This is a genomic window from Micromonospora okii, assembly GCF_020884795.1.
GTDB lineage: Bacteria > Actinomycetota > Actinomycetes > Mycobacteriales > Micromonosporaceae > Micromonospora > Micromonospora okii.
The window spans coordinates 75,197-98,980 of record NZ_BBZF01000018.1 but is presented as its reverse complement, the minus strand read 5'-3'; the positions used below and the strand labels follow the sequence as shown (position 1 = coordinate 98,980).

19 protein-coding genes and 1 pseudogene are annotated in these 23,784 nt (G+C 76.4%); 10 read left to right on the top strand and 10 right to left on the bottom strand.

Annotation, left to right across the window (positions count from 1 at the left end; genetic code table 11):
• The gene (locus LPU43_RS15760; RefSeq protein WP_229401187.1) at window positions 1-372 is read right to left on the bottom strand and encodes a hypothetical protein; all 372 of its coding nucleotides are present in this window, start codon (window positions 370-372) and stop codon (window positions 1-3) included.
• A gap of 187 nt (window positions 373-559) precedes the next feature.
• Here LPU43_RS15760 and LPU43_RS15755 point away from each other — a divergent pair, with 187 nt between their 5' ends.
• The 5 genes from LPU43_RS15755 (at window position 560) to LPU43_RS15735 (ending at window position 7,666) form a co-directional block, all read left to right on the top strand.
• Window positions 560-5,140 (top strand): ATP-dependent helicase, encoded by a 4,581-nt coding sequence (locus LPU43_RS15755; RefSeq protein ID WP_229401186.1) that lies wholly within the window; start codon window positions 560-562, stop codon window positions 5,138-5,140.
• 57 nt (window positions 5,141-5,197) lie between these two features.
• Window positions 5,198-5,341, top strand: coding sequence for a hypothetical protein (locus LPU43_RS15750; RefSeq protein WP_229401185.1), 144 nt, complete (start codon window positions 5,198-5,200; stop codon window positions 5,339-5,341).
• 98 nt (window positions 5,342-5,439) lie between these two features.
• Window positions 5,440-5,787, top strand: a complete 348-nt coding sequence (locus LPU43_RS15745) for a type II toxin-antitoxin system HicB family antitoxin (RefSeq protein ID WP_229401184.1) — start codon at window positions 5,440-5,442, stop codon at window positions 5,785-5,787.
• Between the two features lie 183 nt (window positions 5,788-5,970).
• Window positions 5,971-6,351, top strand: a complete 381-nt coding sequence (locus LPU43_RS15740; protein ID WP_229401183.1) for a YciI family protein — start codon at window positions 5,971-5,973, stop codon at window positions 6,349-6,351.
• 1 nt (window position 6,352) lies between these two features.
• Window positions 6,353-7,666: an RNA polymerase sigma factor gene (locus LPU43_RS15735; protein WP_229401182.1), complete on the top strand. Its 1,314-nt coding sequence runs from the start codon at window positions 6,353-6,355 to the stop codon at window positions 7,664-7,666.
• 90 nt (window positions 7,667-7,756) lie between these two features.
• Here LPU43_RS15735 and LPU43_RS15730 read toward each other — a convergent pair whose 3' ends face one another.
• Window positions 7,757-9,037, bottom strand: coding sequence for an MFS transporter (locus LPU43_RS15730; RefSeq protein ID WP_255686047.1), 1,281 nt, complete (start codon window positions 9,035-9,037; stop codon window positions 7,757-7,759).
• A gap of 303 nt (window positions 9,038-9,340) precedes the next feature.
• Between LPU43_RS15730 and LPU43_RS28555 the strand changes: the two are divergent.
• From LPU43_RS28555 to LPU43_RS15715, 3 genes and pseudogenes are all read left to right on the top strand, one after another.
• Window positions 9,341-9,682, top strand: a pseudogene (locus tag LPU43_RS28555) (GNAT family N-acetyltransferase); the annotation flags it as partial.
• 132 nt (window positions 9,683-9,814) lie between these two features.
• Window positions 9,815-10,630 (top strand): S-adenosyl-L-methionine hydrolase, encoded by an 816-nt coding sequence (locus LPU43_RS15720; protein ID WP_229401394.1) that lies wholly within the window; start codon window positions 9,815-9,817, stop codon window positions 10,628-10,630.
• A gap of 199 nt (window positions 10,631-10,829) precedes the next feature.
• The gene (locus LPU43_RS15715; RefSeq protein WP_229401180.1) at window positions 10,830-11,072 is read left to right on the top strand and encodes a CPCC family cysteine-rich protein; all 243 of its coding nucleotides are present in this window, start codon (window positions 10,830-10,832) and stop codon (window positions 11,070-11,072) included.
• A 132-nt stretch (window positions 11,073-11,204) separates the two neighbouring features.
• On the opposite strand, the gene LPU43_RS15710 is transcribed toward LPU43_RS15715, so the two are convergent.
• A complete protein-coding gene (locus LPU43_RS15710; RefSeq protein WP_229401179.1) occupies window positions 11,205-12,557 on the bottom strand; it encodes a DUF8814 domain-containing protein in 1,353 nt (450 codons plus the stop codon).
• A gap of 99 nt (window positions 12,558-12,656) precedes the next feature.
• Between LPU43_RS15710 and LPU43_RS15705 the strand changes: the two genes are divergently transcribed.
• Together LPU43_RS15705 and LPU43_RS15700 are read left to right on the top strand one after the other, a co-directional pair.
• Window positions 12,657-13,481, top strand: coding sequence for a zinc finger domain-containing protein (locus LPU43_RS15705; protein WP_229401178.1), 825 nt, complete (start codon window positions 12,657-12,659; stop codon window positions 13,479-13,481).
• 177 nt (window positions 13,482-13,658) lie between these two features.
• Window positions 13,659-17,276: a cupredoxin domain-containing protein gene (locus tag LPU43_RS15700; protein WP_229401177.1), complete on the top strand. Its 3,618-nt coding sequence runs from the start codon at window positions 13,659-13,661 to the stop codon at window positions 17,274-17,276.
• Between the two features lie 3 nt (window positions 17,277-17,279).
• On the opposite strand, the gene pspM is transcribed toward LPU43_RS15700, so the two are convergent.
• The 7 genes from pspM to LPU43_RS15665 form a co-directional block, all read right to left on the bottom strand.
• Window positions 17,280-18,110 carry a phage shock envelope stress response protein PspM gene (gene pspM, locus LPU43_RS15695; protein ID WP_229401176.1) on the bottom strand — a complete coding sequence of 277 codons (831 nt, stop codon included), beginning with the start codon at window positions 18,108-18,110 and terminating at the stop codon, window positions 17,280-17,282.
• Window positions 18,111-18,138: 28 nt separating this feature from the next.
• Window positions 18,139-19,008 (bottom strand): PspA/IM30 family protein, encoded by an 870-nt coding sequence (locus tag LPU43_RS15690; RefSeq protein WP_229401175.1) that lies wholly within the window; start codon window positions 19,006-19,008, stop codon window positions 18,139-18,141.
• A gap of 239 nt (window positions 19,009-19,247) precedes the next feature.
• Window positions 19,248-19,712: a helix-turn-helix domain-containing protein gene (locus LPU43_RS15685; protein ID WP_229401174.1), complete on the bottom strand. Its 465-nt coding sequence runs from the start codon at window positions 19,710-19,712 to the stop codon at window positions 19,248-19,250.
• Window positions 19,713-19,870: 158 nt separating this feature from the next.
• Window positions 19,871-20,443, bottom strand: a complete 573-nt coding sequence (locus LPU43_RS15680) for a CinA family protein (RefSeq protein ID WP_229401173.1) — start codon at window positions 20,441-20,443, stop codon at window positions 19,871-19,873.
• A gap of 113 nt (window positions 20,444-20,556) precedes the next feature.
• The gene (gene pgsA / locus LPU43_RS15675) at window positions 20,557-21,150 is read right to left on the bottom strand and encodes a CDP-diacylglycerol--glycerol-3-phosphate 3-phosphatidyltransferase (protein WP_229401393.1); all 594 of its coding nucleotides are present in this window, start codon (window positions 21,148-21,150) and stop codon (window positions 20,557-20,559) included.
• A 77-nt stretch (window positions 21,151-21,227) separates the two neighbouring features.
• On the bottom strand, window positions 21,228-22,727 hold the full coding sequence (gene rimO / locus LPU43_RS15670; RefSeq protein ID WP_229401172.1) for a 30S ribosomal protein S12 methylthiotransferase RimO: 1,500 nt from the start codon (window positions 22,725-22,727) through the stop codon (window positions 21,228-21,230).
• A 107-nt stretch (window positions 22,728-22,834) separates the two neighbouring features.
• A complete protein-coding gene (locus LPU43_RS15665; protein WP_229401171.1) occupies window positions 22,835-23,758 on the bottom strand; it encodes an ornithine cyclodeaminase family protein in 924 nt (307 codons plus the stop codon).
• Window positions 23,759-23,784 lie beyond the last annotated feature (26 nt).

Below are 23,784 nucleotides of genomic sequence, written 5' to 3'. Positions count from 1 at the left end.
CTACACCAGCAGGTCGGCGCGGTCGCCCCCGAGCAGCCCCGGGCGGGGCTCCACCAGCAGGTCGGGGCGGTCGAGCTGGAGCACCACCCGGTTGACCACGCGCTGGGCGGCGGTCAGGGAACGCATCGAGAGCAGCCGACCCCGACTCTCCCGGCGCAGCACGAAGAAGTGCACGGCGGCGCGGACCTGCCCCCGGTCGGCCGCGCTGGACTGGGCGGTCTGCCGGACCAGCTCCCGCAGGCAGCCGGCGAGCCGCTCGGCCAGCTCCAGCTCGGGGCCGTGCAGTCCGGCGCGGAGCGCGGCGAGGTGACCGTCGACCTTGCGGATGAGCACGTCGGTGCCGGGCCCGACGCCTCGCTCCTCGACGGCCATCCGACCCCCTCACCACTCGCGTTGCAGGTGAAGTTACTTTAGGTTGTGCTTCACGAGCAAGCAGTTAAGTAAGACTTAACGCTCATAAGGGTAATTCCTCCTTCGCACTCCTGCATCCGGGGCGAATCCACGGCACCCATCGCCGCCGGTCGCCGTGGATGTCCGACCCCCGAGGCAGGATGGGGGGATGGCGAGGGTGACGGCCGGCTTCGGCGCGGCGGAGGCGGCGCGGGTGCTGGCCGGCTTCGGCCCGGCGACCCGGGAGTGGTTCGGTGCGGCCTTCGCCGCGCCCACCGCCGCCCAGGTCGGTGCCTGGCGGTCCGTGTCGGCGGGGCGCAACGCGCTGGTCGTCGCCCCGACCGGCTCCGGCAAGACGCTGGCCGCGTTCCTCTGGTCGCTGGACCGGCTGGCCCAGGCGCCGCCGCCGGCCGAGCCCCGGCAGCGCTGCCGGGTGCTCTACGTCAGCCCGCTCAAGGCCCTGGCCGTCGACGTCGAACGCAACCTGCGCGCCCCCCTGGCCGGCATCCGGCAGGCCGCCGACCGGCTCGGCGTCGCCCCGCCGGAGATCACCGTCGGGATGCGCACCGGCGACACCCCCGCCGACGAGCGGCGGGCCTTCGCCCGCACCCCGCCGGACATCCTCATCACCACCCCCGAGTCGCTGTTCCTGCTGCTCACCTCCGCCGCGCGGGACTCGCTGCGCGGCGTGCAGACGGTGATCGTGGACGAGGTGCACGCCGTGGCCGGGACGAAGCGCGGCGCCCACCTGGCGCTCACCCTGGAACGCCTCGACGAGCTGCTGCCCGCCCCCGCCCAGCGCATCGGCCTGTCGGCCACCGTGCGGCCGATCGACTCCTGCGCCCGGTTCCTCGGCGGGGCCCGCCCGGTCGACGTGGTGCAGCCGCCCAGCGCCAAGACCATCGAGGTCAGCGTCCAGGTCCCGGTGGAGGACATGACCCGCCTCGACGAGCAGGAGCCGGCCGACGACCTGGGCGGCCCCGGCCCGCGCCGGGCCTCCATCTGGCCCGCCGTGGAGGAGCGGGTCTTCTCCCTCGTCCGGGCGCACCGCTCGACGATCGTCTTCACCAACTCCCGCCGCAGCGCCGAACGGCTCTGCGCCCGCCTCAACGAGCTGGCCGCCGAGGAGCTGACCGGGCAGCCCGCCGCGCCGCCGGCCGACGCCCGGCCCCCGGCCGAGGTGATGGCCCAGTCCGGCGCGGCGGCCGGCGCGGCCCCGGTGATCGCCCGCGCCCACCACGGCAGCGTCTCCCGCGAGGAGCGGAAGAACATCGAGGAGGCCCTGAAGTCCGGCCAGCTCCCCGCCGTGGTGGCGACCTCCAGCCTGGAGCTGGGCATCGACATGGGCGCGGTCGACCTGGTGGTGCAGATCGAGGCCCCGCCCAGCGTGGCCGCCGGCCTGCAACGCGTCGGCCGGGCCGGGCACCACGTCGGCGCGGTCTCCCGGGGGGTGGTCTTCCCCAAGCACCGGGGCGACCTCCTCTCCTGCACCGTCGTCGCCGAGCGGATGGCCACCGGCGCGATCGAGGAGCTGCACCACCCGCGCAACCCCCTCGACGTGCTGGCCCAGCAGGTCGTCGCCATGGTGGCCCTGGAGCCGTGGCGGGTCGGCGACCTGGCCGCCGTGGTCCGCCGGGCCGCCCCCTTCGCCGAGCTGCCCGACTCCGCGCTGCACGCCGTGCTCGACATGCTCTCCGGCCGGTACCCGTCGACCGCGTTCGCCGAGCTGCGACCCCGGCTGGTCTGGGACCGCGCCGCCGACGTGCTCACCGGCCGGCCCGGCGCGCAGCGGCTCGCCGTCACCAGCGGCGGCACCATCCCCGACCGGGGGCTGTTCGGGGTCTTCCTCGCCGGCGCGGAGCGGGCCGCCCGCGTCGGCGAGCTGGACGAGGAGATGGTCTACGAGTCCCGGGTCGGCGACGTCTTCCTGCTCGGCTCGTCGTCCTGGCGGATCGAGGAGATCACCCCCGACCGGGTGCTGGTCTCCCCGGCCCCCGGCCAGGCCGCCCGGATGCCGTTCTGGAAGGGCGACCAGCTCGGCCGCCCGGTGGAGTTGGGCCGGGCCATCGGGGCGCGGGTGCGGGCCCTGCTGCGGCACGACGACGAGGCTGCGGTGGCAGCGCTGCGCGCCGGTGGGCTGGACGACTGGGCGGCCGGGAACCTGATGGCGTACCTGCGCCAGCAGCAGGCCGCCACCCGCTCGCTGCCGGACGACCGCACGGTGCTGGTCGAGCGGTTCCGCGACGAGCTGGGCGACTGGCGGCTGGCCGTGCACTCGGTGCTCGGCGCCCGCGTCAACGGCCCCTGGGCGCTGGCCATCGGCCGCCGGCTGGCCGAGCGGTACGGCGTGGACGCGCAGGTCATGCCGTCCGACGACGGGATCGTGGTGCGGCTGCCCGACACCGCCGAGGAGCCGCCCGGCGCCGACGTGGTGGTCTTCGACCCCGACGAGATCGCCCAGCTCGTGCAGGAGTCGGTCGGCACGTCCGCGCTCTTCGCGTCCCGGTTCCGGGAGTGCGCGGCCCGGTCGCTGCTGCTGCCCCGCCGCGACCCGCGCCGCCGGCAGCCGCTGTGGCAGCAGCGCCAGCGCGCCGCGCAGCTCCTCGACGTGGCGCGCGAGTACCCCGACTTCCCGGTCACCCTGGAAGCCGCCCGGGAGTGCCTCCAGGACGTCTTCGACCAGCCGGCGCTGGCCGAGCTGATGCGCGACCTGACCGCCCGGAAGATCCGCCTGGTCGAGGTCGAGACGGCCCGGCCGTCACCGTTCGCCCGGTCGCTGCTGTTCGGGTACGTGGGCGCGTTCCTCTACGAGGGCGACGCCCCCCTCGCGGAGCGGCGGGCCGCCGCGCTGGCGCTGGACTCGGCGCTGCTCGGCGAGCTGCTCGGCCGGGTCGACCTGCGCGAGCTGCTCGACCCGGCGGTGCTCGCCGAGACCGAGCGGCAGCTGCGCTGGCGCACGGAGCGGCGCCGCCCCCGCGACGCGGAAGACGTCGTGGAGCTGCTGCGGATGCTCGGCGACCTCTCCGAGGCGGAGCTGGCCGAGCGGGGCGTCGGCGTCGACTGGCTCACCGGGCTGGAGGCGGCCCGCCGGGTGCTGCGGGTCCGCGTCGCCGGGCAGGAGCGCTGGGTCGTCGTGGAGGACGCCGCCCGGCTGCGCGACGCGCTCGGCGTGGCCCTGCCGGTGGGGGTGGCCGAGGCGCACCTGACGCCGGTGGCCGACCCGCTCGGCGACCTGGTCGCCCGGTACGCCCGCACCCACGGCCCGTTCGCCGCCGCGACCTGCGCCGCCCGCTTCGGGCTCGGGGTGGCCGTCGTGGAGCAGGAGCTGCGCCGGCTCGCCACCACCGGGCGGGTGGTCAGCGGCGAGTTCGCCCCCGACACGGTCGGCACCCAGTGGTGCGACGCCGAGGTGCTGCGGCTGCTGCGCCGCCGGTCCCTGGCCGCGCTGCGCCGGGAGATCGAGCCGGTGCCGCCGAGGGCGCTCGCCGCGTTCCTGCCCCGCTGGCAGCAGGTCGGCTCCTCGGCGCGGGGCGTGGAGGCCCTGGCCGCCGCCGTGGAGCAGGTGCAGGGCGCGGCGGTGCCGGCGTCCGCGCTGGAGCGCCTCGTCCTGCCCGGCCGGGTGGCCGACTACTCCCCCGCCCAGCTCGACGAGCTCTGCGCCAGCGGCGAGGTGCTGTGGGCCGGCTCCGGGGCGATCTCCGGCGGGGACGGCTGGGTCACCCTCGCGTACGCCGACGCCGCGCCGCTGCTGCTCCCCCCGCCCGACGAGGCGCTGGCCCGCACCCCGCTGCACGACGCCGTGCTGGATGCGCTCGCCGACGGCCAGGCGTTGTTCTTCCGGTCGCTGTCCGACCGGGTGGGCTCCACGGACGACGCCGCGCTGACCGCCGCGATCTGGGACCTGGTCTGGGCCGGCCACCTCACCAACGACACCCTCGCGCCGCTGCGGGCGGCGCTCGGCGGGGGCGGGGCCCACCGGTCCCGGCCGACCGCGCCGCGCACCCGGTACCGCCGCCCCGGCCGGGTCGCGCTGCCCAGCCGCGGCGGCCCGCCCACCGTGGCGGGCCGCTGGTCCCGCCTGCCGGAGCGGGACCTGGACCCCACCCGGCGCGCCGCCGCACTGGCCGACGCGCTGCTGGAGCGGCACGGCGTCGTCACCCGGGGCGCGGTCGTCGCCGAGCAGGTCACCGGCGGCTTCGCGGCGGTCTATCCGGTGCTGTCCGCGCTGGAGGAGCGCGGGGCGGCCCGGCGGGGCTACTTCGTGGAGGGGCTGGGCGCGGCCCAGTTCGCGGTGCCCGGTGCGGTGGACCGCCTCCGCGCCCTGGCCGACCCCGCCGAGGGCGGTCGGAGCCGGGCCGGTTCGCCGCTGGTGCTGGCCGCCACCGACCCGGCCAACCCGTACGGCGCGGCGCTGCCCTGGCCGGAGCGGGCGGTCGACTCCGGCGACGGGACCGCCCCGGCCAGCGGGCACCGGGCCGGCCGCAAGGCGGGCGCCCTGGTCGTGCTGATCGGCGGCGACCTGGCGCTCTACGTCGAACGGGGCGGCCGGACGATCCTCTCCTTCACCGACGACCCCGACGCCCTGGCGGCGGCCGGGAAGGCGCTCGCCGACGCGGTCCACTCGGGGGCGCTCGGCGCGCTGTCGGTGGAGCGGGCCGACGGGGAGGCGGTGGGCTCGTCGCCGCTGCGGGACGCGCTGACCGCCGCCGGCTTCCGGGCCACCCCGCGCGGGCTGCGCCTGCGCGGCTGACCGCCCGTCCCTGGGGAAGCATTGGCAGCATGGTACCGCCAGCAGTACCATCGCCATGTGCCGTCGATACACAGGATCGTCGAAGCGATGCGAGCCAACCCGCAAAACGTCGCCTACAACGATCTCTACAAGGTGTGCGAGCACCACTTCGGGAAGCCGCAGCAGGCCGGCACGTCCCACGCGGTGTTCAAGATGCCGTGAGCAGGCGACCCGCGCGTGAACATCCAGGACGGCAAAGGCAAGGCCAATGCCTACCAGGTGCGGCAAGTGCTCAAGGCGATCGACAAGAAGGAGGCCATGTGATCCAGGACAACGTTCATCCCGATGTCACCCACTACACCTACCGCGTCACGTGGTCGGCAGAGGACGACGAGTTCGTCGCGACCTGCGCCGAGTTTCCGTCTCTTTCATGGCTGGCTCCCTCCCAGGTCGAGGCCCTGCAAGGGCTTGAGGTTCTGTTGCGCGAGGTGATCGCGGACATGGTGGAGCAGGGCGAGCAGGCACCGCAGCCGTTCGCCGAACGTAGTTACTCGGGCAAGTTCAACCTCCGCGTGGGCGAGAGCCTGCACCGCGAACTGGCCATGCAGGCCGCCGAGGATGGAATGAGCCTCAACCAGTACGTCCTGCGCAGACTCACGGCAGCCTGACCGGTGGGCTCGGGATACCCGGGGTGGTAGCTGGCCCGGCTGCCGAACGGACAGCAGCTTGCGGCCTTCCCAAGTCCGGAACGTCGCGCGCCCACGGCCCGACCGGTGATGTCAGGATCGGTGGGGCGTCGACGACCACCGGGGAAGCGGCGTCGAGGGGACGCCGGCCGTCGAGGAGAAGACATGAAGTTCCTGCTCATCATGCACATGAACCCGCAGATCTGGGAGTCCCTGACCGAGGAGGAGCGCAACGAGGTGCACAGGGGCCACGAGGGGTTCATGGAAACCGTCCAGGCGTCCGGCGAGCTGCTCGGCACCGCCGCGCTCGCCGAACCCGCCGAGAGCGCGGTCGTCCGGGTGCGTGGCGGCGTGCCGGCGGTGAGCGACGGGCCGTACATCGAGGCCAAGGAGTACCTCGGCGGGTACTACCTGGTCGAGTGCGCGAGCCGGGACCGGGCCCTGGAGCTGGCCGCGATGATCCCCGATGCCGGGCTGGAGGGCGTCGGCGTCGAGGTCCGGCCGGTCGTCTTCTCTCAGGTGACGTCGGCCGCCGCAGCGGTGTGACGTGCGCTCCGAGGGCCTCGCCGGCGTGCTGCGCGAGCTGGCGCCACAGGTCCTCGGCGTGCTCGTGCGCCGGTACCGCGACTTCGACGCCTGCGAGGACGCGCTCCAGGAGGCCATGCTGGCCGCGACGGTCCAGTGGCCGGTCGACGGGGTGCCGGAGCACGCGCGCGGCTGGCTGGTCACGGTCGCGTCCCGCCGGCTCGTCGACCAGATCCGCAGCGAGCGCGCCCGGCGGGACCGGGAGGCGGCCTGCGCGAGCCGGGACCTCCCGGGCGCGACGGTCTCCCCCGGCGCGGACGAGCCGGCTCCCCGCGACCACGACGACACCCTGACGCTGCTGTTCCTGTGCTGCCATCCCGCGCTGACCCCGGCCTCGCAGGTCGCCCTCACGCTGCGCGCCGTCGGGGGCCTGACCACGGCCGAGGTCGCCAGCGCCTTCCTGGTGCCCGAGGCCACCATGGGGGCGCGGATCGGCCGGGCCAAGCAACGCATCCGGGCCGCCGGCAGCACGTTCGACGTGCCCGAGGGGCCGGCGTACGCGCAGCGGCTGGACGCCGTCCTGCACGTCCTCTATCTGATCTTCAACGAGGGGTACGCCGCCAGCTCCGGCCCCGACCTGCAACGAACCGACCTGGTCACCGAGGCCATCCGGCTGACCCGGGCCCTGCACCGCGCGTTGCCCGGCGACGGCGAGGTCGCGGGCCTGCTCGCGCTGATGCTGCTGACCGACGCCCGCCGGGCGGCCCGCACCGACGCCGAGGGCGGCCTGGTCCCGCTGGCCGAGCAGGACCGGACCCGGTGGGACGGCGACCTGGTCGAGGAGGGCGTCCGGCTGGTCACCGAGGCGATGCTGCGCTCGCCGCTCGGGCCCTACCAGTTGCAGGCGGCGATCGCGTCCCTGCACGTGCGGGCGCCCCGGGTGGCGGAGACCGACTGGCCGCAGATCCGGTTCCTCTACCGGGTGCTGTGCCGGATCGCGCCGAACCCGGTGGCCACGCTCAACCACGCCGTGGCGGTGGCCATGACCGACGGGCCGGAGGCCGGCCTGGCCATGCTGTCGGCGCTGGCGGCCGACGACCGGATGGCCCGTCATCACCGACTCGCGGCCACCCGCGCCCACCTGCTCGAACTCGCCGGGGACACGGCCGCCGCGCGGGAGCACTACCTGCTCGCGGCGGGTCGCACCACCAGCCTGCCGGAGCGGCGCTACCTGCACGCCCGGGCCGACCGCCTGACGGAGCCGACCCCGACCGGGGGCGACGATCCGAACGCCGGCAGCGGGAAGGAAGGCGGCTACGCGCGGGCTGCGTCTTAGCGGCTCTGAGGGGGCAAGGACCGGGGCAACCAGGAGACCGGCCCCGCCCCGGGTGGGCGACACCGCCCCCGCGTACGGTGAGCTGTCACATCAGGCGATCGAGGCCCGGTCGGCGGGGCTGTCACCCGCCTCCTCCCCGGCCGGATCGGCCCGCGCCCCGGGGGCGACGGGCCCGGGTGCCGCCGGCAGCCGCCGGACGTCCCGGCTGGCCAGCATGCCCAGGACTGCGAGCACCACCAACGCGGCGAGGATCAGCAACGTGTCGCGGGTGCCGACCACCGCGGCGAGCGGCCCGACCGCCACCTGGCCGAGCGGGATGGCGACCCAGGACCCCAGCATGTCGTACGAGTAGACGCGGGCCAGCCGGTCGGCCGGGATGTGCTGTGCGATCGACGTGTCCCACGCCACGGCGAACTGCTCCACGGCGATGCCGACCGCCAACGCGGCCGGCACCAGCACGACGATGGCCGGTGCCAGGGCCAGCCCGACGAGCAGCAGCGACTCGGCGAACATGCACACCACCCCGAGCAGCAGCAGCCGGCGCACCCGGGTCCGCAGGGCGATCAGACCGCCCACCACCATTCCGGCGGTCTGCGAGGCGAGCACCACCCCCCAGGCGCTGCGGCCGATCGTCTCGTCGGCGACGGCCGGGCCGAGCACGTTCACGCCGCCCGAAAGGGCCGCGTTGAGGAGCATGAAGCCGAGTACCACCGCCCAGACCCAGGTGCGCGCGGTGAACTCGGTCCAGCCCACCCGGAGGTCGGCGAGGATGCCCGTGCGGGCGCCCTTGGCCGGCAGGGCAGCGACCCGGACGCAGGCGAAGGCCGCGGCCGCCAAGGCGAAGGTGAGCGCGTCGACGGCGAGCCCCCAGCCGGGCCCCACGGCGGCAACGAGGACACCGCCGAGCGCGGCACCACCGATCATGCCCGTGTTGATGCCGAGCCGGACGAGCGCGTTGGCCTGCTGGACCAGCTCCGGCGGCACGGTCTGCGGCGTGGCGGCGGCCGAGGCCGGCTGAGACAGGGCGCTGACGACGCCGTTGGCCGCGCCAAGCGCCAACAGCAGCGGAATCGTTGCCATGTCGGTGAGCACGACGACGGCCACCGCCGCCTGGGTCAGCGCGCCCAAGGCGTTGGAGCCGACCAGCACCAGCCCGCGCGGAATCCGGTCGGCCACCACCCCGCCGAAGAGCACGAACAGCACGGTCATCAGCGACCTCGCGCCGACCACCAGACCCAGGTCGCCCACCGAAGCGGTCAGGTCGAGCACGGCGAAGGCGAGCGCGATGGGAGCGACGCCGTTGCCCAGCATGTTGACCATCCGGCCAGCGGCCAGGCATCGAAACGCGCCATGGCGCAGCGGAGCCAGCACCAGTCCTCCAATGGCGATCGACGGTCACGGGCCACGGCCCACGAGGGAACGACCGCAATGATCGTCCCTCGCCACGGTCGAATCGAGCCCTTTCCCTGCGCGGCGGAGAGAACGACGCGGCGACGTACCGGGATCTGCGCTGCCGCAGCGAAGTGACGGACGCGGATTCCGATCTCGCGTGTTCGCGCCCGACTCCGGGGCCCGCGCACGGCGGGCGGGTGGGGCCGGCGACGAGCCCGCCCGCGCGGGTTAGCGTCGAGCCGGCAGCCGCGCGTCCGGCGTGGCGTCGGAAGGGGGACGGGTGTGGTCAGCGTACGGCGGGCGGAGCCGGGCGACCGGGCGGCGGTGGAGGCGCTGCGCGAGCGGGAGTGGGGCGGGCCGTACGTGGTCGTCCACGACACCCGCTACGACCTGCGTACGCTGCCGACACTGGTCGCGGTGGACGACGCGGGCGCGATCCTCGGCGCGCTGGACTACCGGCTCAACGGCGACGGTTTGGAGGTGGTGAGCCTGGTCGCCGCCGCCCCGGGCGGCGGGGCGGGCGGTGCGCTGCTGGACGCGGCGGTGGAGACCGCGCGGGCCCGGGGCGCGCACCGGGTGTGGCTCGTCACGACCAACGACAACCTGCGGGCACTGCGCTTCTACCAGCGCCGAGGGCTACGCCTGGTGGACGTGGACGCCGGCGCGGTGGACCGGGCCCGGCTGCGCAAGCCGCAGATCCCCGTCACGGGCGAGGAGAGCATCCCGCTGCACGACGAGCTGACCCTCGAACGCCGCCTGACCCCGGCCCCGGAGCGGGCCGGCGGCGACGGGCCCGCGTGGATCTCGCTGACCACCGACTACGGCCTGGCCGACGGGTTCGTGGCCGCCTGCCACGGGGTGATCGCGCGGCTCGCCCCCGCCGCCCGGGTGATCGACGTGACCCACCTGGTGCCCCCGGCCGACGTGCGGCGGGGCGCGGCCGTGCTCGCCCAGACGGTGCCGTACCTGCCGGTGGGGGTGCACGTCGCGGTGGTCGACCCGGGGGTGGGCACCGTCCGGCGCGGGATCGCCCTGGCCACCCCGGGCGGGCTGCTGGTCGGGCCGGACAACGGGCTGCTGCCCGACGCCGCCGAGGCGCTCGGCGGGGTCACGGCGGCCGTCGAGCTGACCAACCCCCGGTGGCTGGCGCCCGAGGTGTCGCGCACCTTCCACGGGCGGGACGTCTTCGCCCCGGTGGCGGCCCGGCTGGCGCTCGGCGCCCCGCTGGCCGACGCCGGCCCGGCTGTCGACCCGGCCACCCTGGTGCGGCTCCCCGAGCCGGTGGTCCGGCCCGCCCCCGACGGCTTCACCGCCGAGGTGCTGACCGTGGACCACTTCGGCAACGTGCAGCTCGCCGCGCCGGGCGACCTGCTGGCCGGGCTGCCGGCCCGGCTCCTGGTGGCCGGGCGGCCGGCCGCGCACGGTCGTACCTTCGGCGACGCCGCCGCCGGGGAGCTGGTGGTGTACGTGGACTCCGCCGGCCTGGTCGCGGCGGCCGTGAACGGCGGTCGGGCGGCCGACGTGCTGGCGGTCGGCCCGGGCGACCCGGTGGCCGTCACCGCGCCGTCCTGACCGTCCGCCGACGGGGCCGGTGGTGGCCCGTCCTGAGCCGTTCGCGACGGGGCCGGTCGCGACCCGTCCTGAACCGTCCGCGCGGGGCCGACGGCGGCGGAACGGCGCGCGCCGGTGCCGCCGGGGGCCGGTTCGACGGATGCCGAAAATCGGGCTACCGCCGGACTGATCGGGTGGTCCGTTGTGGAATGCTCTTCCGGTGGGTGATCAATGGGTTCCGCCGGCCTGTCCCTGCTGCGCCTCCCTGACCGGGGGCGGGACATGCCCGGTCTGCTTCTGGACCGACGACGGCCAGGGTGACGCCGACGCGGACGTGGTGCGGGGCGGCCCGAACGGCGACCTGAGCCTGTCCCACGCGCGGCTCAACTTCGCCATCTACGGCGCCAGCCACCCCCGCTACCAGGACATCGTCCGCCCGCCCCGCCCGGAGGAGCGCCCCTGACCCACCCCACCCCCGCCGACCCCGGCGATCCCACCCACCCCACCGCTCCCCGGCGATCAAGAAGTTTCGGTCACGGACAACCCTCGCGGCCGACCGAAACCTCTTGATCAACGATGCGGATGGTGGGGTGGGTCAGCAGGGGGTGGGGGTGCCCTGGAGGGTGGAGATGTAGGCGTCGCTGACGTACTGGCCGTCGGTCAGGCGGTGCCAGCGGTTGGTGGTGCGGAAGGTGCCCGTGACCGTCTGACCGGTGACGTGGCACTGGATCGGGACCCTGGCGTAGGTGGCGGCGAGACCTCGGGCGGCGTAGCTGGTGCCGGGGCCGGCGCGGAGGGTGAGGGGGCCGCTGCCGACCACCCCGCGGGCCCCGGTGCCGGTCCACAGGTAGGCGACGTCGACCCAGGCGTTGTCGGTGAGCTGTAGGCCGTCCCAGAAGGTGCCGTCGGCCAGGTCGATGCCGGCCGGGCTGCCCACGGTCCGGCCGTACTGGTCCCGCCCGCCGTTGTAGCCGGACTGGTACGCCGCCTGCGCCTCGGGGCGGCCCTGCGGCAGGTCCTTCCAGTTCTCGCGGACGTCGCCGGGGTTCCAGTAGTCGTCGCGGGTGTTCCACGGGCCGACGTCCCAGACCGGCGCGTACTCGCATCGGCTGCCGCCGGTGGTGCAGACCCGGACGGTGTAATCGCCGCTGTTGAGCGGGGCGAGGGAGCGGAAGGACGGCAGCGCCACGAAGTGGTCGCGGGACTGGATCGTCCGCCCGTTGGCGGTCCGCGCGCCGACGAGGCCGATCCTGGTGGCGTAGACCCGGTAGGTCAGCCCCGGCGTGGCGGCGGCGACGGCGGGGGCCCCGCGATCGGCGGCGTCCCGGTCGGGGGCCCCGCGATCGGCGGCGTCCCGGTCGGCGGCCCCTCGATCGGCGGCGTCCCGGTCGGCGGCGAGCCGCACGGCGCGTACCGACGGGGTGGCGGCGGGGGTGCGGGCGGTGAGCAGCACGCGGGCCTGGACCCGGTCGACCGGCCGGTCGAAGACGGCGGCCGGGTCGGCCGGTCGCCACTCGGTCCAGCCGGCGCTCCCCCACCCGCGCACCTGGACCTCGACCGCGCCGCCCCGGCCGACGTCGGCGGCGACCTCGGCGCGGACCCGGGTGGCGGGCCGGGCCAGGTCGCGCGCCCGGCTCAGGTACGCGCCCTCGGCGGGAGCGGCGCGCCGGTCCCGCGCCCCCCGGGTGGCGGGGCGGGGCGTGCGGTCGGCGAGCCGGAGCCGACCGCCGGCGAAGCGGACGTTCACGTCGTCCGCGCCGACGGCGGAGAGATCGGCGGCCCACCGCTCCACGCCTGCGGGGGCGTCCGCCGCTGGGACCGGCACAGCGGCCGACACCGGCATGGGGGCGGGCGGCACGGGGGCGGCGGGCGGCGACACGGCGAGGGCGAGGGCGAGAAGCCCACCGGCGAGCGCGGTCGGACGGATACTGCTTCGGCGACGCTCCATGTCATCCTCCTGAGAACCCCTGGATCACGCGGGGCCGAGGGGACTCACGATACAGATGACCATGAATGTGTATCCAGCGTCGGGAGGGAGGATGGTGGGGTGCCCGAAGGCGACACCGTCTGGAACACCGCCCGCGTGCTGGAGCGCGCGCTGGGCGGGGCCCGGCTCACCGGCTCCGAGTTCCGGGTGCCCCGGCTCGCCACCATCGACCTGACCGGCTGGGCGGTGCGCGAGTCCGCCAGCCGGGGCAAGCACCTGCTGCTGCGGCTCGCCGCCCCGGAGCCCGTGGGCCCCGGCGGGGTCACCGGCTGGACGCTCCACTCCCACCTGCGCATGGACGGGGCCTGGCGGGCGTACGCGCCGGGGGAACGCTGGGCGGCCCGGCCCGCGCACCTGATCCGGGCGGTGCTGCGCGCCCCCGACGCGGTAGCCGTCGGCTACCACCTGCACGAGCTGGCCCTGGTGCCGACCGCCGAGGAGGACGCCCTGGTCGGCCACCTGGGGCCGGACCCGCTCGGCGCGGACTGGGACGCGGCCGAGGCGGTCCGCCGGCTCGCCGCCCGCCCGGAGGCGACCATCAGTGAGGCGCTGCTCGACCAGCGCAACCTGGCCGGGGTGGGCAACCTCTACAAGTGCGAGGTGCTGTTCCTACGCGGCGTCTCGCCGTGGACGCCGGTCGGCGCGGTTCCCAATCTGGCCGGCACGGTGGCGCTCGCGCAGCGGCTGCTGGCGGCCAACCGGGGGCGGTGGACGCAGAGCACCACCGGGTCGCTGCACCGGGGGCAGACCAGCTACGTGTACGGGCGACGGGCCCAGCCGTGCCGCCGCTGCGGCACGGCGATCCGCAAGGAGGAGCTGGGCGAGCGGGTCACCTACTGGTGCCCGGCCTGCCAGCCCGACCCGTCGGGGCAGTCGCCGCGCTGACCTGCGGCGACGGGCCACCGGACCGGCCCGGAACGTGCCAGGAAAAGGGACGATTGGGTAATTCCCAACCCCGGCCCGGCGTCGCATGCTGCGGTTGACCGCTCACCGAACGTCAGCCGGCCGTCCGGTCGCCCCGATCCGGGTGCCGGCCGGCGCGCCCGAACCCGGGGAGAGCCCATGGCGCTGTTCCGCAGACTGCGCTCCACCTGGACCGACCGGCCCCCGCGCAACGGGCGGCCGGGGCCGACCGTGCCGGGGGCCCGCGTCGCCGAGGAGGCCGGCACCGACCCGGCCGGTCTCGACCCGGCCGCCGCGCCGCGCTGCTTCGGCCCGGTGCCCAACTTCGCCGCCAGCCCGCTGCCCGTGCCGGACGGACGCGGCGGGGTCGTCCCCGGCACCGGCCTGCGCAAGTTCGTCGACGCCCTGCCCTGGCCGGGCGAGGCGGGCCGCACCGACCTGGGCGCGTACCTGCCGGTGGCGGTCCCCGACACCGCCACCTGGCCGGGCTGCGACTACTACGAGATCGGCCTCCAGCAGTACGCCCAACGCCTGCACCGGGACCTGCCCCCCACCCGGCTGCGCGGCTACCGGCAGCTCAACCTCGGCACCGACGCCTCCGGGCACAACACGGTCGTCCCGCCCGACCGGCCGTACCTGCTGGGGCCGGTGATCGTGGCCCGGCGCGGCCGGCCGGTGCGGGTCAAGTTCATCAACCAGCTTCCCACCGGCCCGGCCGGCGACCTGTTCCTGCCCGTGGACCCGACCGTCGACGGGGCCGGGGCCGGGCCGCTGGAGGGGCCGGCCCCGTACCCGCAGAACCGGGCGGTTCCGCACCTGTACGGCGGGCAGACCGCCTGGATCAGCGCCGGGAACCCGTGGCAGTGGGTGACCCCGGCCGGCGAGATCACCCCGTACCCGACCGGGGTGGGGCTGACCCACGTGCCGGACATGCCGGCCCCGGGGCCGGGGGCGACGACCCTGTACTTCCCGAACGAGCAGAGCGGCCGGCTGATGTGGCTGCACGACAACACCCTCGGCCTGTCCCGGCTCACCGTCCACTCCGGCCAGGTCGCGCTCTACCTGCTCACCGACCCGGCCGAGGAACGCCTCGTCGCCGACGGGGTGCTTCCCGCCGCGCAGATCCCCCTGGTCGTGACCGACCGGACCTTCGTGCCCGACGACTCCCAGCTCGCCGCCCAGGACCCGACGTGGGACCGGGACCGCTGGGGGGCCCGGGGCAGCCTGTGGCACCCGCACGTCTACCAGCCCCGGCAGAACCCGTACCGGGAGGCCGGGACGAACCCGACCGGCCGCTGGGACTACGGCCCGTGGGCCCACACCCCGCCGCCGGACGAGGCCGGAACGGAGGGCCGGCCGGGCGGGCCGGTGCCGAACCCCCACCACGACCCGGTCGCCGCGCCGGACGAGCCGCCGCTGGCCCCGGGCGTGCCGCACCCGTCGGCGGTGCCCGAGGCGTTCGGGGACACCCCGCTGGTCAACGGCGTCGCCTACCCGTACCTGGTCGTGGCGCCGAGGGCGTACCGCTTCCGCATCCTCAACGCGTGCGGCGACCGGGGCCTGAACCTCCAGCTCTACCGCGCCCGCTCCGACGGCCCGATGTGGGGGCCGGACGGGGAGCTGCGCGACGCCGACGCGGGCGAGGTGCCCACGGTGGAGGCCGTTCGCTCCCCCGACCGGCCGCCGCACTGGCCCCGGGACGGGCGCGACGGCGGGGTGCCGGACCCGGCCGCCGCCGGGCCGGAGTTCGTGCAGGTGGGCAACGAGTGCGGGCTGCTGCCCGCCCCGGTGGTGCTGCCCAACCGCCCGGTCGGCTACCGGTACGACCGCCAGGACCCGACGGTGCTCAACGTCGACGGGCACACCCTGCTGCTCGCCCCCGGTGAGCGGGCCGACGTGGTGGTGGACTTCTCCGCCGTCCCGCCCGGCGGCGTCGTGATCCTCTACAACGACTGCCCGGCCCCGCTGCCCCGCTTCGACCCCCGCTACGACCACCACACCGACGCCCCGGACCGCACCGCCGTGGGCGGCCTGCCCAGCACCCGCCCCGGGTACGGCCCGAACACCCGGACCCTGCTCCAGTTCCGGGTGGCCGGCGAGCCCGCCGAGCCGTACGACGTGGCGCGCCTGGCCGCTGCGCTGCCCGGCGCGTACGCGGCCAGCCAGCGCCCGCCGATCGTGCCCCAGCCCGCGTACGACGCCGCGTTCGGCACCCGGACCGCCCGGCAGACCGTGGTGTCCGCGCACGCCCTCTCCGTCAGCTTCACCCCGCCCGGGGCCGCCGGCCCGGTGACCCTGCCGCTGACCGTGAAGGCCGTGCAGCAGGTCTTCGAGCCGGCGCACGGCCGGCTGGCCGCCCGCCTCGGGGTGGCCCACCCGCACACCGGGCCGCTGGGCCCGGCCACCCTGCCGCTCGGTCCCGCCGACCCGGCCACCGAGACCCTGGTGATCGCCGACCCGGCCGTGCCGGTCGGCGCGCCCGCCGACGGCACCCAGCTCTGGCGGATCAGCGGGAACGCCGCGCAGACCCACCCGCTGCACGTCGCCGGCGCCGACGTGCAGCTCGTCAACCGGGTGGGCTGGGACGGCACCGTCCGCCCGCCGGAGCCGAACGAGCTGGGCTGGAAGGAGACGTTCCGGGTCAACCCCCGGGAGGACGTGATCGTGGCGCTGCGCCCGGTCGCGCCCGCCCTGCCGTTCAAGGTCGGCGACAGCGTCCGGCTGCTCGACCCGACCCGCCCGGCGGGCGCGCGGATCGGCTCGACGGCGGTCAGCCCGGTGGACGGGCGGCCGGCGTCGGTGGTCAACCAGCTCGTCAACATGGGGTGGGAGTACCGCTGGCACAGCCAGCTCGCCGGCCACCGGGACCAGGGGGCGAGCCGCCCGCTGGTGCTGCGGGTCGCCCCGAAGGCCCCGACCGGGCTGACCGCCACGCCGGTGGCCGGCTCGGCGACCGTCCTGCCGGCCATCGCGCTGGCCTGGACCGGCAACGGCAGTCGCCCGCCGGCGAGCAGCCACCTGCTCCAGCGGGCCACCGACGCCGCGTTCACCGAGGGGGTCACCGCGATCACGGTGGCCGCCGCCGCCACCCGGTACACCGACGCGACGGTCACCCCCGGGGTGACCTACCACTACCGGATCCGGGCGGAGAACGAGGTGAGCTGCTCGGCCTGGTCGAACGGGGTGCCGGCGTCGGTGCGGCTCGCCGCGCCCGCCGGGCTCGCCGCGGCGGTCCCGCCGGCCGCCCCGCTGCGGGTGGCGCTGCGCTGGGCGAACCGCTCCTTCGCCACGGGCGTGGACGTGCAGCGGGCGACCAACCCGACGTTCACCAGCGGCCCGGCGACCGTGGCGGTCGGGGTGGACGGGCAGCACGTGGACCCGGCGGTGGCCCCGGAGACGACGTACTACTACCGGGTGCGCACCACGTACCTCGGGGCGGCGTCGCCGTGGTCGACGGTGGCCGCCGTCACCACCCCGCCCCGGCCCGCCGTGCCGGCGGCGCTGGCCGCGACCGCGACCGCGAGCGGGCCGGACACGGCGACGGTGACGCTGACCTGGACGGCGGGGCCGCCCGGCGGCCCGGGGGCCGGGTTCGTGGTGCAGCGGGCGGCCGACCCGGCGTTCGAGCGGGAGGTCGCCACCTTCACGGCGCGCGGGCGGGGCTTCGTCAACACCGGCCTGGCCCGGGGCGTGACGCACTGGTACCGGGTGCGGGCCGGCAACGTGGTGGGCAGCTCGCCGTTCACCCCGCCGGTGGCCGTGACCACCCCGGAGTAGCGGTCAGCGGGTGGGGGCGTGCAGCGGCTCGCCCACTCCTCGCGGCGGCTCGCCCACGGCGCGCAGCTCGGCCAGGGCCGACGCCACGCCGTGCAGCAGGTCGGTCGCCTCGGCGAGCCGGGACGCGGCGGCCTGCTCACCGCCGGGGCGGCCGAACGCGCCGGTCTCGCCCCGGGCGTCCTCCGCCAGGTACCCGGCGGCGGCCACCACGAGTCGCTCGTACGCGGCCACCCCGCTCTCGAGCTGGGCGGAGAGCTCGCGGTGGGCCTCCGCGAGGGGGCCGCGGGCGTCGGCGGGGGCGAGCCGCAGCGCCCGCTCGACGCTGGCCACCCGCCCGGCCAGCTCGCGCAGGGACCGGTCGGCGGCGGCGGCCTCCAGCACCGCCGGCTCGGCGAGCCCCGTCAGCCTGCCGGCCATCCCGGCGAGCGTCAGCGCGGCCCGGTCGAGCCGGGCCCACGGCTGCGCCACGCTGGTGCCGCGCAGGGCCAGCCGGGACCGGGCGCGGCGCACCTCGGCCACCACCCCCTGCCCGGCGGGGAGCCGCTCGACGGCGGCGACCAGCCGCGCCCGGGAGCGGGCGGCGGCCTCGGCGGGGTCGAGGGCCGGGGGCGCGGGGCGCGCCGCGAGGGCCCGCAGGTCGATCCAGCGCCAGGCGGCCAGGACCACCGCGCCGCCGGCGGCACCGGCCCACCCGGCGTCGGGGAGCCCGAGCCCGGCGTACGGGATCAGCACGGCCGCCGCCCCGGTCAGCCCGCCGCCCAGGACGCTCCACCGGCGGGCGGAGCGCCGCAGCTTGCGCAGTTGGCGGAAGTACCGTGCTCGCTCGTCTGCCACCCGTGCCTCCTCGCCTCGCCCCGCGCCGTCAGCCGGCGGCGGTGGTGTCTCCGGTGCCGCGCTCGCGGCCCATGCTGGCCCGGAGCTGGTCGAGCCGGGCCGCGGCGGCCGGGTCGGCGGCCGGCGCCTGCTGCTCCTGGCCCACCGCCGGGCGCTCCTGCCTGCCGGCGAGCTGCTCGCCGGCCATGCTGGCCCGGATCTGCTCCAGCCGGGACGAGCCGGCCGAGTCCAGCGACGACTTCTGGATCTCCAGCATCCGCCCCTCGACGGAGTTGCCGGCCAGCTCGGCGCGGCCCATCGCGGTGGCGTAGCGCTGCTCGATCCGGTCCCGCACCTCGTCCAGCGAGGGGGTGCTGCCGGACGCGGTGAGCGAGGACATCGACTCCAGCGAGCGGGCCACGCTCTCCTGCATCTTGGCCTGCTCGAGCTGGCTGAGCAGCTTGGTGCGCTCGGCGAGCCGCTGCTGGAGGATCATCGAGTTGTTCTCGACCGCCCGGCGGGCCTGGGCGGCGGCCCCGAGCGCCTGGTCGTGCAGGGTCTTCAGGTCCTCCATGGCCTGCTCGCCGGAGACGAGCTGGGTGGCGATCACCTGGGCGGACTGCTCGTACTTGCCGGCCTCGGCCTCGTCGCCGCGGGCGCGGGCCTGGTCGGCGAGGACGAGGGCCTGCCGGGCGTTGCCCTGGAGCCGCTCGACCTCGGACATCTGCCGGGACAGCTTCATCTCGAGCTGGCGCTGGTTGCCGATCACCGCCGCCGCCTGCTGGACGAGCGCCTGGTGCTGGCGCTGCGCCTCCTCGATGGCCTGCTGGATCTGCACCTTGGGGTCGGCGTGCTCGTCGATCCGGGCACCGAAGAGCGCCATCAGGTATTTCCAGCCCTTGACGAACGGGTTCGCCATCTCCGCGGTATCCCCTCAGTAGCAGTCGCGCCGCCCCGGCCAGGCCGGGCGGCCGGCCGGCGGTCGTGCGGCAGTGGACCCATCGTCCCAGCCGGGTGCCACCCCGGCGACCGTACGGCCCGGCGTCACGCCGCCGCCTGATCAACAGTACGCGGCGGGGTAAAGACCGGCCACGCCGTCGCGGGACGGGGGTGGCCGGCGCGGAAGCGGTGGGGTCAGGCGGCGCGGAAACGGTGGGGTCAGGCGGCGCAGACGACGTCGCGGTCGCGCTCGGCGGGGCGGACCCGGGTGGAGCGCAGGGTCGCCTTCAGCGGCGAGTCCTGGTGCACGGAGACCCCCACCGGGCTGCCCGAGGTGACCTGGCGGACGCCCCGGCCGGCGGGCCTGGGCACCGCCGCGCGGGCGACCGGCGCCGACTCGGCCGGGCGGGCCGGCTCGTCGGCCACGGGCACGAGCACGCCGGGCATCTGCTCGGCGAGCGCCACGGTGTCGCTGACCTCGCGGAGCAGCTCGGAGAGGCGGGCGCCGAGGGCGTCGCAGATCGCGGCCAGCAGCTCGCTGGAGGGCTCCTTCTGGCCGCGCTCTATCTCGGAGAGGTAGCCCAGGCTGACGTTGGCCGCGGAGGAGACCTCGCGCAGGGTGCGGTGCTGCCCCTGCCGGCGCGCGCGCAACGCGTCACCGATCACCCGGCGTAGCAGGACCATCGCACCTCCCTTGACGGGTCTCACCTGCCCGGCGCCCGTCGCGCCGGCGCGGCGGACCGAACCGGCGCCGACGTCGCGCGCCGGAGCTTTCCCGCAACGGTACCCGCTGCGGGCCCCCGTGACATCCCACCCCGCCCGTCCATCTGGCCGGGACGGCCTCAGCGACGGCCCGACCCGGCCGCCTCGGCCTCGCCCGCGCCGGCCCGGCCGCCGGACTCCTCGGCGGCGTCCGCCGCGTGGATGCGCTCGGCGAGCAGCCGCAGGGCCTCGATCACGGCGGTGGAGCGGACGTGGTCCCGCCCGCCGTCGAGGTCGAGCTCGCGGACCTCGGAGCCGTCCGGGCCGGCCACCGCGACGTAGACCAGGCCCACCGGCTTGCCGTCCTGCGGCTCCGGGCCGGCCACGCCGGTGGTGGCCAGACCCCAGTCCGCGCCGCAGCGCCGCCGCCCGCCCTCGGCCAGGGCGCGGGCCACGTCGGGATCGACCGGGCCGCGCTCGGCCAGCAGGTCCCCCGGTACGCCGGCCAGCCGGGACTTCAGCTCGGTGGCGTAGACGACCAGCCCGCCCTGGTAGACGCCGCTCACCCCGGCGATCTCCACGATCGAGGCGGCGAGCAGCCCACCGGTGAGCGACTCCACGGTGGCCAGCGTCTCGTGCCGCTCGGCCAGGCTGTGCACCACGCCGGCCGCCGGGCTGCCGACCGGCCGCTCCCCGTTCGCATCCGTTCCCATGTCCACGTCTCTTTCCCTCCCGGGCCCGCCCTACGCCATCCGCCCCGCAGGCGTCCTCCCGACCCGCCGCCGACGGTGGGACGCTCGCCGAGACCCGCCGCGCCGGGGCGCGCTCAGGAGCGGGGGCGGCGCAGGCGCAGGGCCTGGGCGACGTAGTCGAAGCCGGTGACCACCGTCACGACCACCGCCGCCGCCATGATCCAGGGGCCGACGTCGGCGAGGGCGGCGGGCATCGGCCACAGGTACCAGGTGATCGCGAGGATCTGGAGCGCGGTCTTGATCTTGCCGCCGCGGCTGGCCGCGATGACGCCGTGCCGGATCACCCAGAACCGCAGCGCCGTGATGCCCAGCTCGCGGGCCAGGATCACCACGGTCACCCACCAGGGCAGCAGGTCGTACCAGGAGAGCATCAGCAGGGCCGCGCCGGTGAGCGCCTTGTCGGCGATCGGGTCGGCCACCTTGCCGACCGGGGTGACCAGGCCGAACCGGCGGGCGATCCAGCCGTCCACCAGGTCGGTGACCGAGGCGAGCACGAAGACCAGGCAGGCCGCGATCCGCCACCCCGCGTGGCTCATCGCCGACACGACGACAGTCGCCGCGAAGACCGGCACCAGCACCAGGCGCAGCAGGGTCAGCGCGTTGGCCGCGTTGAGCACCGGCACCGGGGCCACCACCGGAGCCGGGGACGGCTCCGCCGCCGGAGTCACCGGGCCGGCCCGGTCGGGCCGCCGGGGCGTTCCTGGCACCGCACCACGTCGCTCCCCCGCTCCCTCAGGGCCCGCCGTCACCGTGTCGCGCCGGGCGCCGCCGAGATCATCTCATCCGGGACCGCGACCAGGTCGACCCCTTCGGTGGCGGTGACCGTGGCGCGCACCAGGTCACCCGGGCGCAGCGCGGCCAGGTCCACCCCGCCGTCGGCCGGGGCGACCAGGGTGGTGGAGCCGTCGACCTCGGGGGCCTGATGCGCCGCCCGACCCTCGACCACGCCGTCGTCGACCGAGTCGACCAGCACCTCGACCGTGGAGCCGAGCCGCTCCTCGGCCCGCTGCGAGCACAGCTCGTCGGCGAGCGCGGCGAGCCGGTCGTACCGGCGCTTGATCGTGGCGGCGGAGACCTTGCCGGGCAGGCCGGCGGCCTCGGTGCCGTCCTCGTCGCTGTAGTCGAAGACGCCGATCGCGTCGAGCCGGGCCTCGGTGAGGAACCGGACCAGCTCGTCGACGTCGGCGCGGGTCTCGCCGGGGAAGCCGACGATGAAGTTGCTCCGCGCACCCGCCTCCGGGGCCAGGGCGCGGGCCGAGGCCAGCAGCTCCAGGAACCGGTCGGTGGAGCCGAAGCGGCGCATCCGGCGCAGCACCGGCTCGCTGGAGTGCTGGAACGACAGGTCGAAGTAGGGCGCGACGCCCGGCGTGGTGGCGATCGCCTCGACCAGCCCCGGGCGGGTCTCGGCGGGCTGGAGGTAGCTGGCCCGGACCCGGACGATGCCCGGCACGGCGGCGAGCTGCGGCAGCAGCTTCTCCAGCGCCCGGGGGTCGCCCAGGTCCTTGCCGTACGACGTCGAGTTCTCGCTGACCAGCACCAGCTCGCGGACCCCGGTCCCGGCCAGCCACTCCGCCTCGGCCAGCAGCTCGTCGGGGGTGCGCGAGACGAAGGCCCCCCGGAAGGCCGGGATGGCGCAGAACGCGCAGCGCCGGTCGCAGCCGCTGGCCAGCTTCAGCGACGCCACCGGGCCGGTGTCGAGCCGACGCCGCAGCACCTGACGCAGGTGGGCCGGGGTGTGCTCGTCGGTCTCCACGGCGGCCCGGGCGCTGCCGTGGCCCGGCAGCGACACGGCGTTGGCACGCCGGGCGACCGGGGTCAGCGGCAGCAGCTCGCGCCGGTCGCGCGGGGTGTGCGCGCCGATCGCCTCACCGGCGACGACGGCGTCCAGCCGGGCCGCGATGTCCGGGTAGTCGTCGAAGCTGAGCACCGCCTGCGCCTCGGGCAGGCTGTCGGCCAGCTCCCGGCCGTACCGCTCGGCCATGCACCCGGCGGCGACCACCTTCGCGCCGGTGTCGGCGGCGGCCAGCAGGGTCTGGATCGAGTCCTGCTTCGCCTTCTCCACGAAGCCGCAGGTGTTGACGACCACCACGTCCGCGCCCTCGCCGTCGGTGGTGACCTGCCAGCCGTCGGCGTGCAGCCGGGCGGCCAGCTCCTCCGAGTCGACCTCGTTACGGGCGCAGCCCAGGGTCAGCAGGGCGACGCGACGACCGGCGTCGGAGTGGGAAGGGGAGGTGGCAGACACCATCCGAGGGTACCGGGCGCGCGGGGGCCGGCCGGCAACGGCGGTCGCCGTACCGCGCCCGGGCACGGTCGCCGGTCAGCGGCAGCGGCGGGCCGGGGCGCGGTCGCCGGTCAGCGGAGGGCCGCGCCGACGGAGACCAGGCGGTCGAGCAGGAAGACCTCGGTGCCGGCCAGGCCGGTGGAGCAGAAGACCGTCACCTGGCCCGCGCCGGTCCGCCCCGGGGCCGCCCCCGCCAGCACCGCGCCCAGGTCGAGCAGCCGCCCGGCGTACGGCGGGAGGGCGGCGAGCATCGGCGGCTCGTACGCGCCCGCCTGGGCCGGCGAGTCGGTGACCAGGACGTCGGCGGCGTCGAGCAGGTCGGTGCCGAACTCGGCCCGGCCGCGCTGCTTGAAGCCGACGGTGTTGACGTGGGCGCCCGGGGCGAGATCGGCGGCGTCCAGCACCGGCGTGGGGCTGGTGGTGGCGAGCACCACGACGTCGCGGCCGGCCACGGCGGCGCGGGCGGTCTCCACGGCCCGCGCCGGCACGCCCAGCTCGGCGCGGACCCGGGCGGCGAACGCCTCCCGGCGGGCCGCCGAGCGGCTGTGCACGGTCACCTCGCGCAACGGGCGGACCGCGGCGGCGGCCCACACCTGGGTCCACGCCTGCCCGCCGGAGCCGACCACCCCGAGGGTCGCCGCGTCGGGGCGGGCCAGCGCGTCGACGGCCACCCCGCCGAGGCCCCCGGTGCGCCGGGAGCCCAGCTCCTCGCCGACCGCCACCGCCCGCACCGCGCCGGTGCGCCCGTCGTGCAGCACGACGATCTGCTCGGCCTGCGGATGGCCGAACGTGTCGTAGGAGCGGTAGCCGTACCACTCGCCGATGAGGTGCCCGGCGGTGAGGACCATCCGGCCGCCGCCCAGCGCGGCCGACGCCCGGGGCGGGGCGACGAGCCGACCGGCGTGGGCGGCGAGCAGGGCGTCGCGCATGGCCGCCACGGTGGTGGGGGCGTCGAGCGCGGCGGCAACCTCCGGGTCCGACACGAGCAGAGTCATGACGGCCATACTGCGAGTTGAAGCCA

Coding starts and splice junctions, on each gene's coding strand:
- LPU43_RS15665 (WP_229401171.1), bottom strand. CDS start 23,758: ATGACTCTGCTCGTGTCGGACCCGGAGGTTGCCGCCGCGCTCGACGCC.
- LPU43_RS15755 (WP_229401186.1), top strand. CDS start 560: ATGGCGAGGGTGACGGCCGGCTTCGGCGCGGCGGAGGCGGCGCGGGTG.
- LPU43_RS15740 (WP_229401183.1), top strand. CDS start 5,971: ATGAAGTTCCTGCTCATCATGCACATGAACCCGCAGATCTGGGAGTCC.
- LPU43_RS15680 (WP_229401173.1), bottom strand. CDS start 20,443: ATGGGAACGGATGCGAACGGGGAGCGGCCGGTCGGCAGCCCGGCGGCC.
- LPU43_RS15690 (WP_229401175.1), bottom strand. CDS start 19,008: ATGGCGAACCCGTTCGTCAAGGGCTGGAAATACCTGATGGCGCTCTTC.
- LPU43_RS15710 (WP_229401179.1), bottom strand. CDS start 12,557: ATGGAGCGTCGCCGAAGCAGTATCCGTCCGACCGCGCTCGCCGGTGGG.
- LPU43_RS15700 (WP_229401177.1), top strand. CDS start 13,659: ATGGCGCTGTTCCGCAGACTGCGCTCCACCTGGACCGACCGGCCCCCG.
- LPU43_RS15685 (WP_229401174.1), bottom strand. CDS start 19,712: ATGGTCCTGCTACGCCGGGTGATCGGTGACGCGTTGCGCGCGCGCCGG.
- LPU43_RS15760 (WP_229401187.1), bottom strand. CDS start 372: ATGGCCGTCGAGGAGCGAGGCGTCGGGCCCGGCACCGACGTGCTCATC.
- rimO (WP_229401172.1), bottom strand. CDS start 22,727: ATGGTGTCTGCCACCTCCCCTTCCCACTCCGACGCCGGTCGTCGCGTC.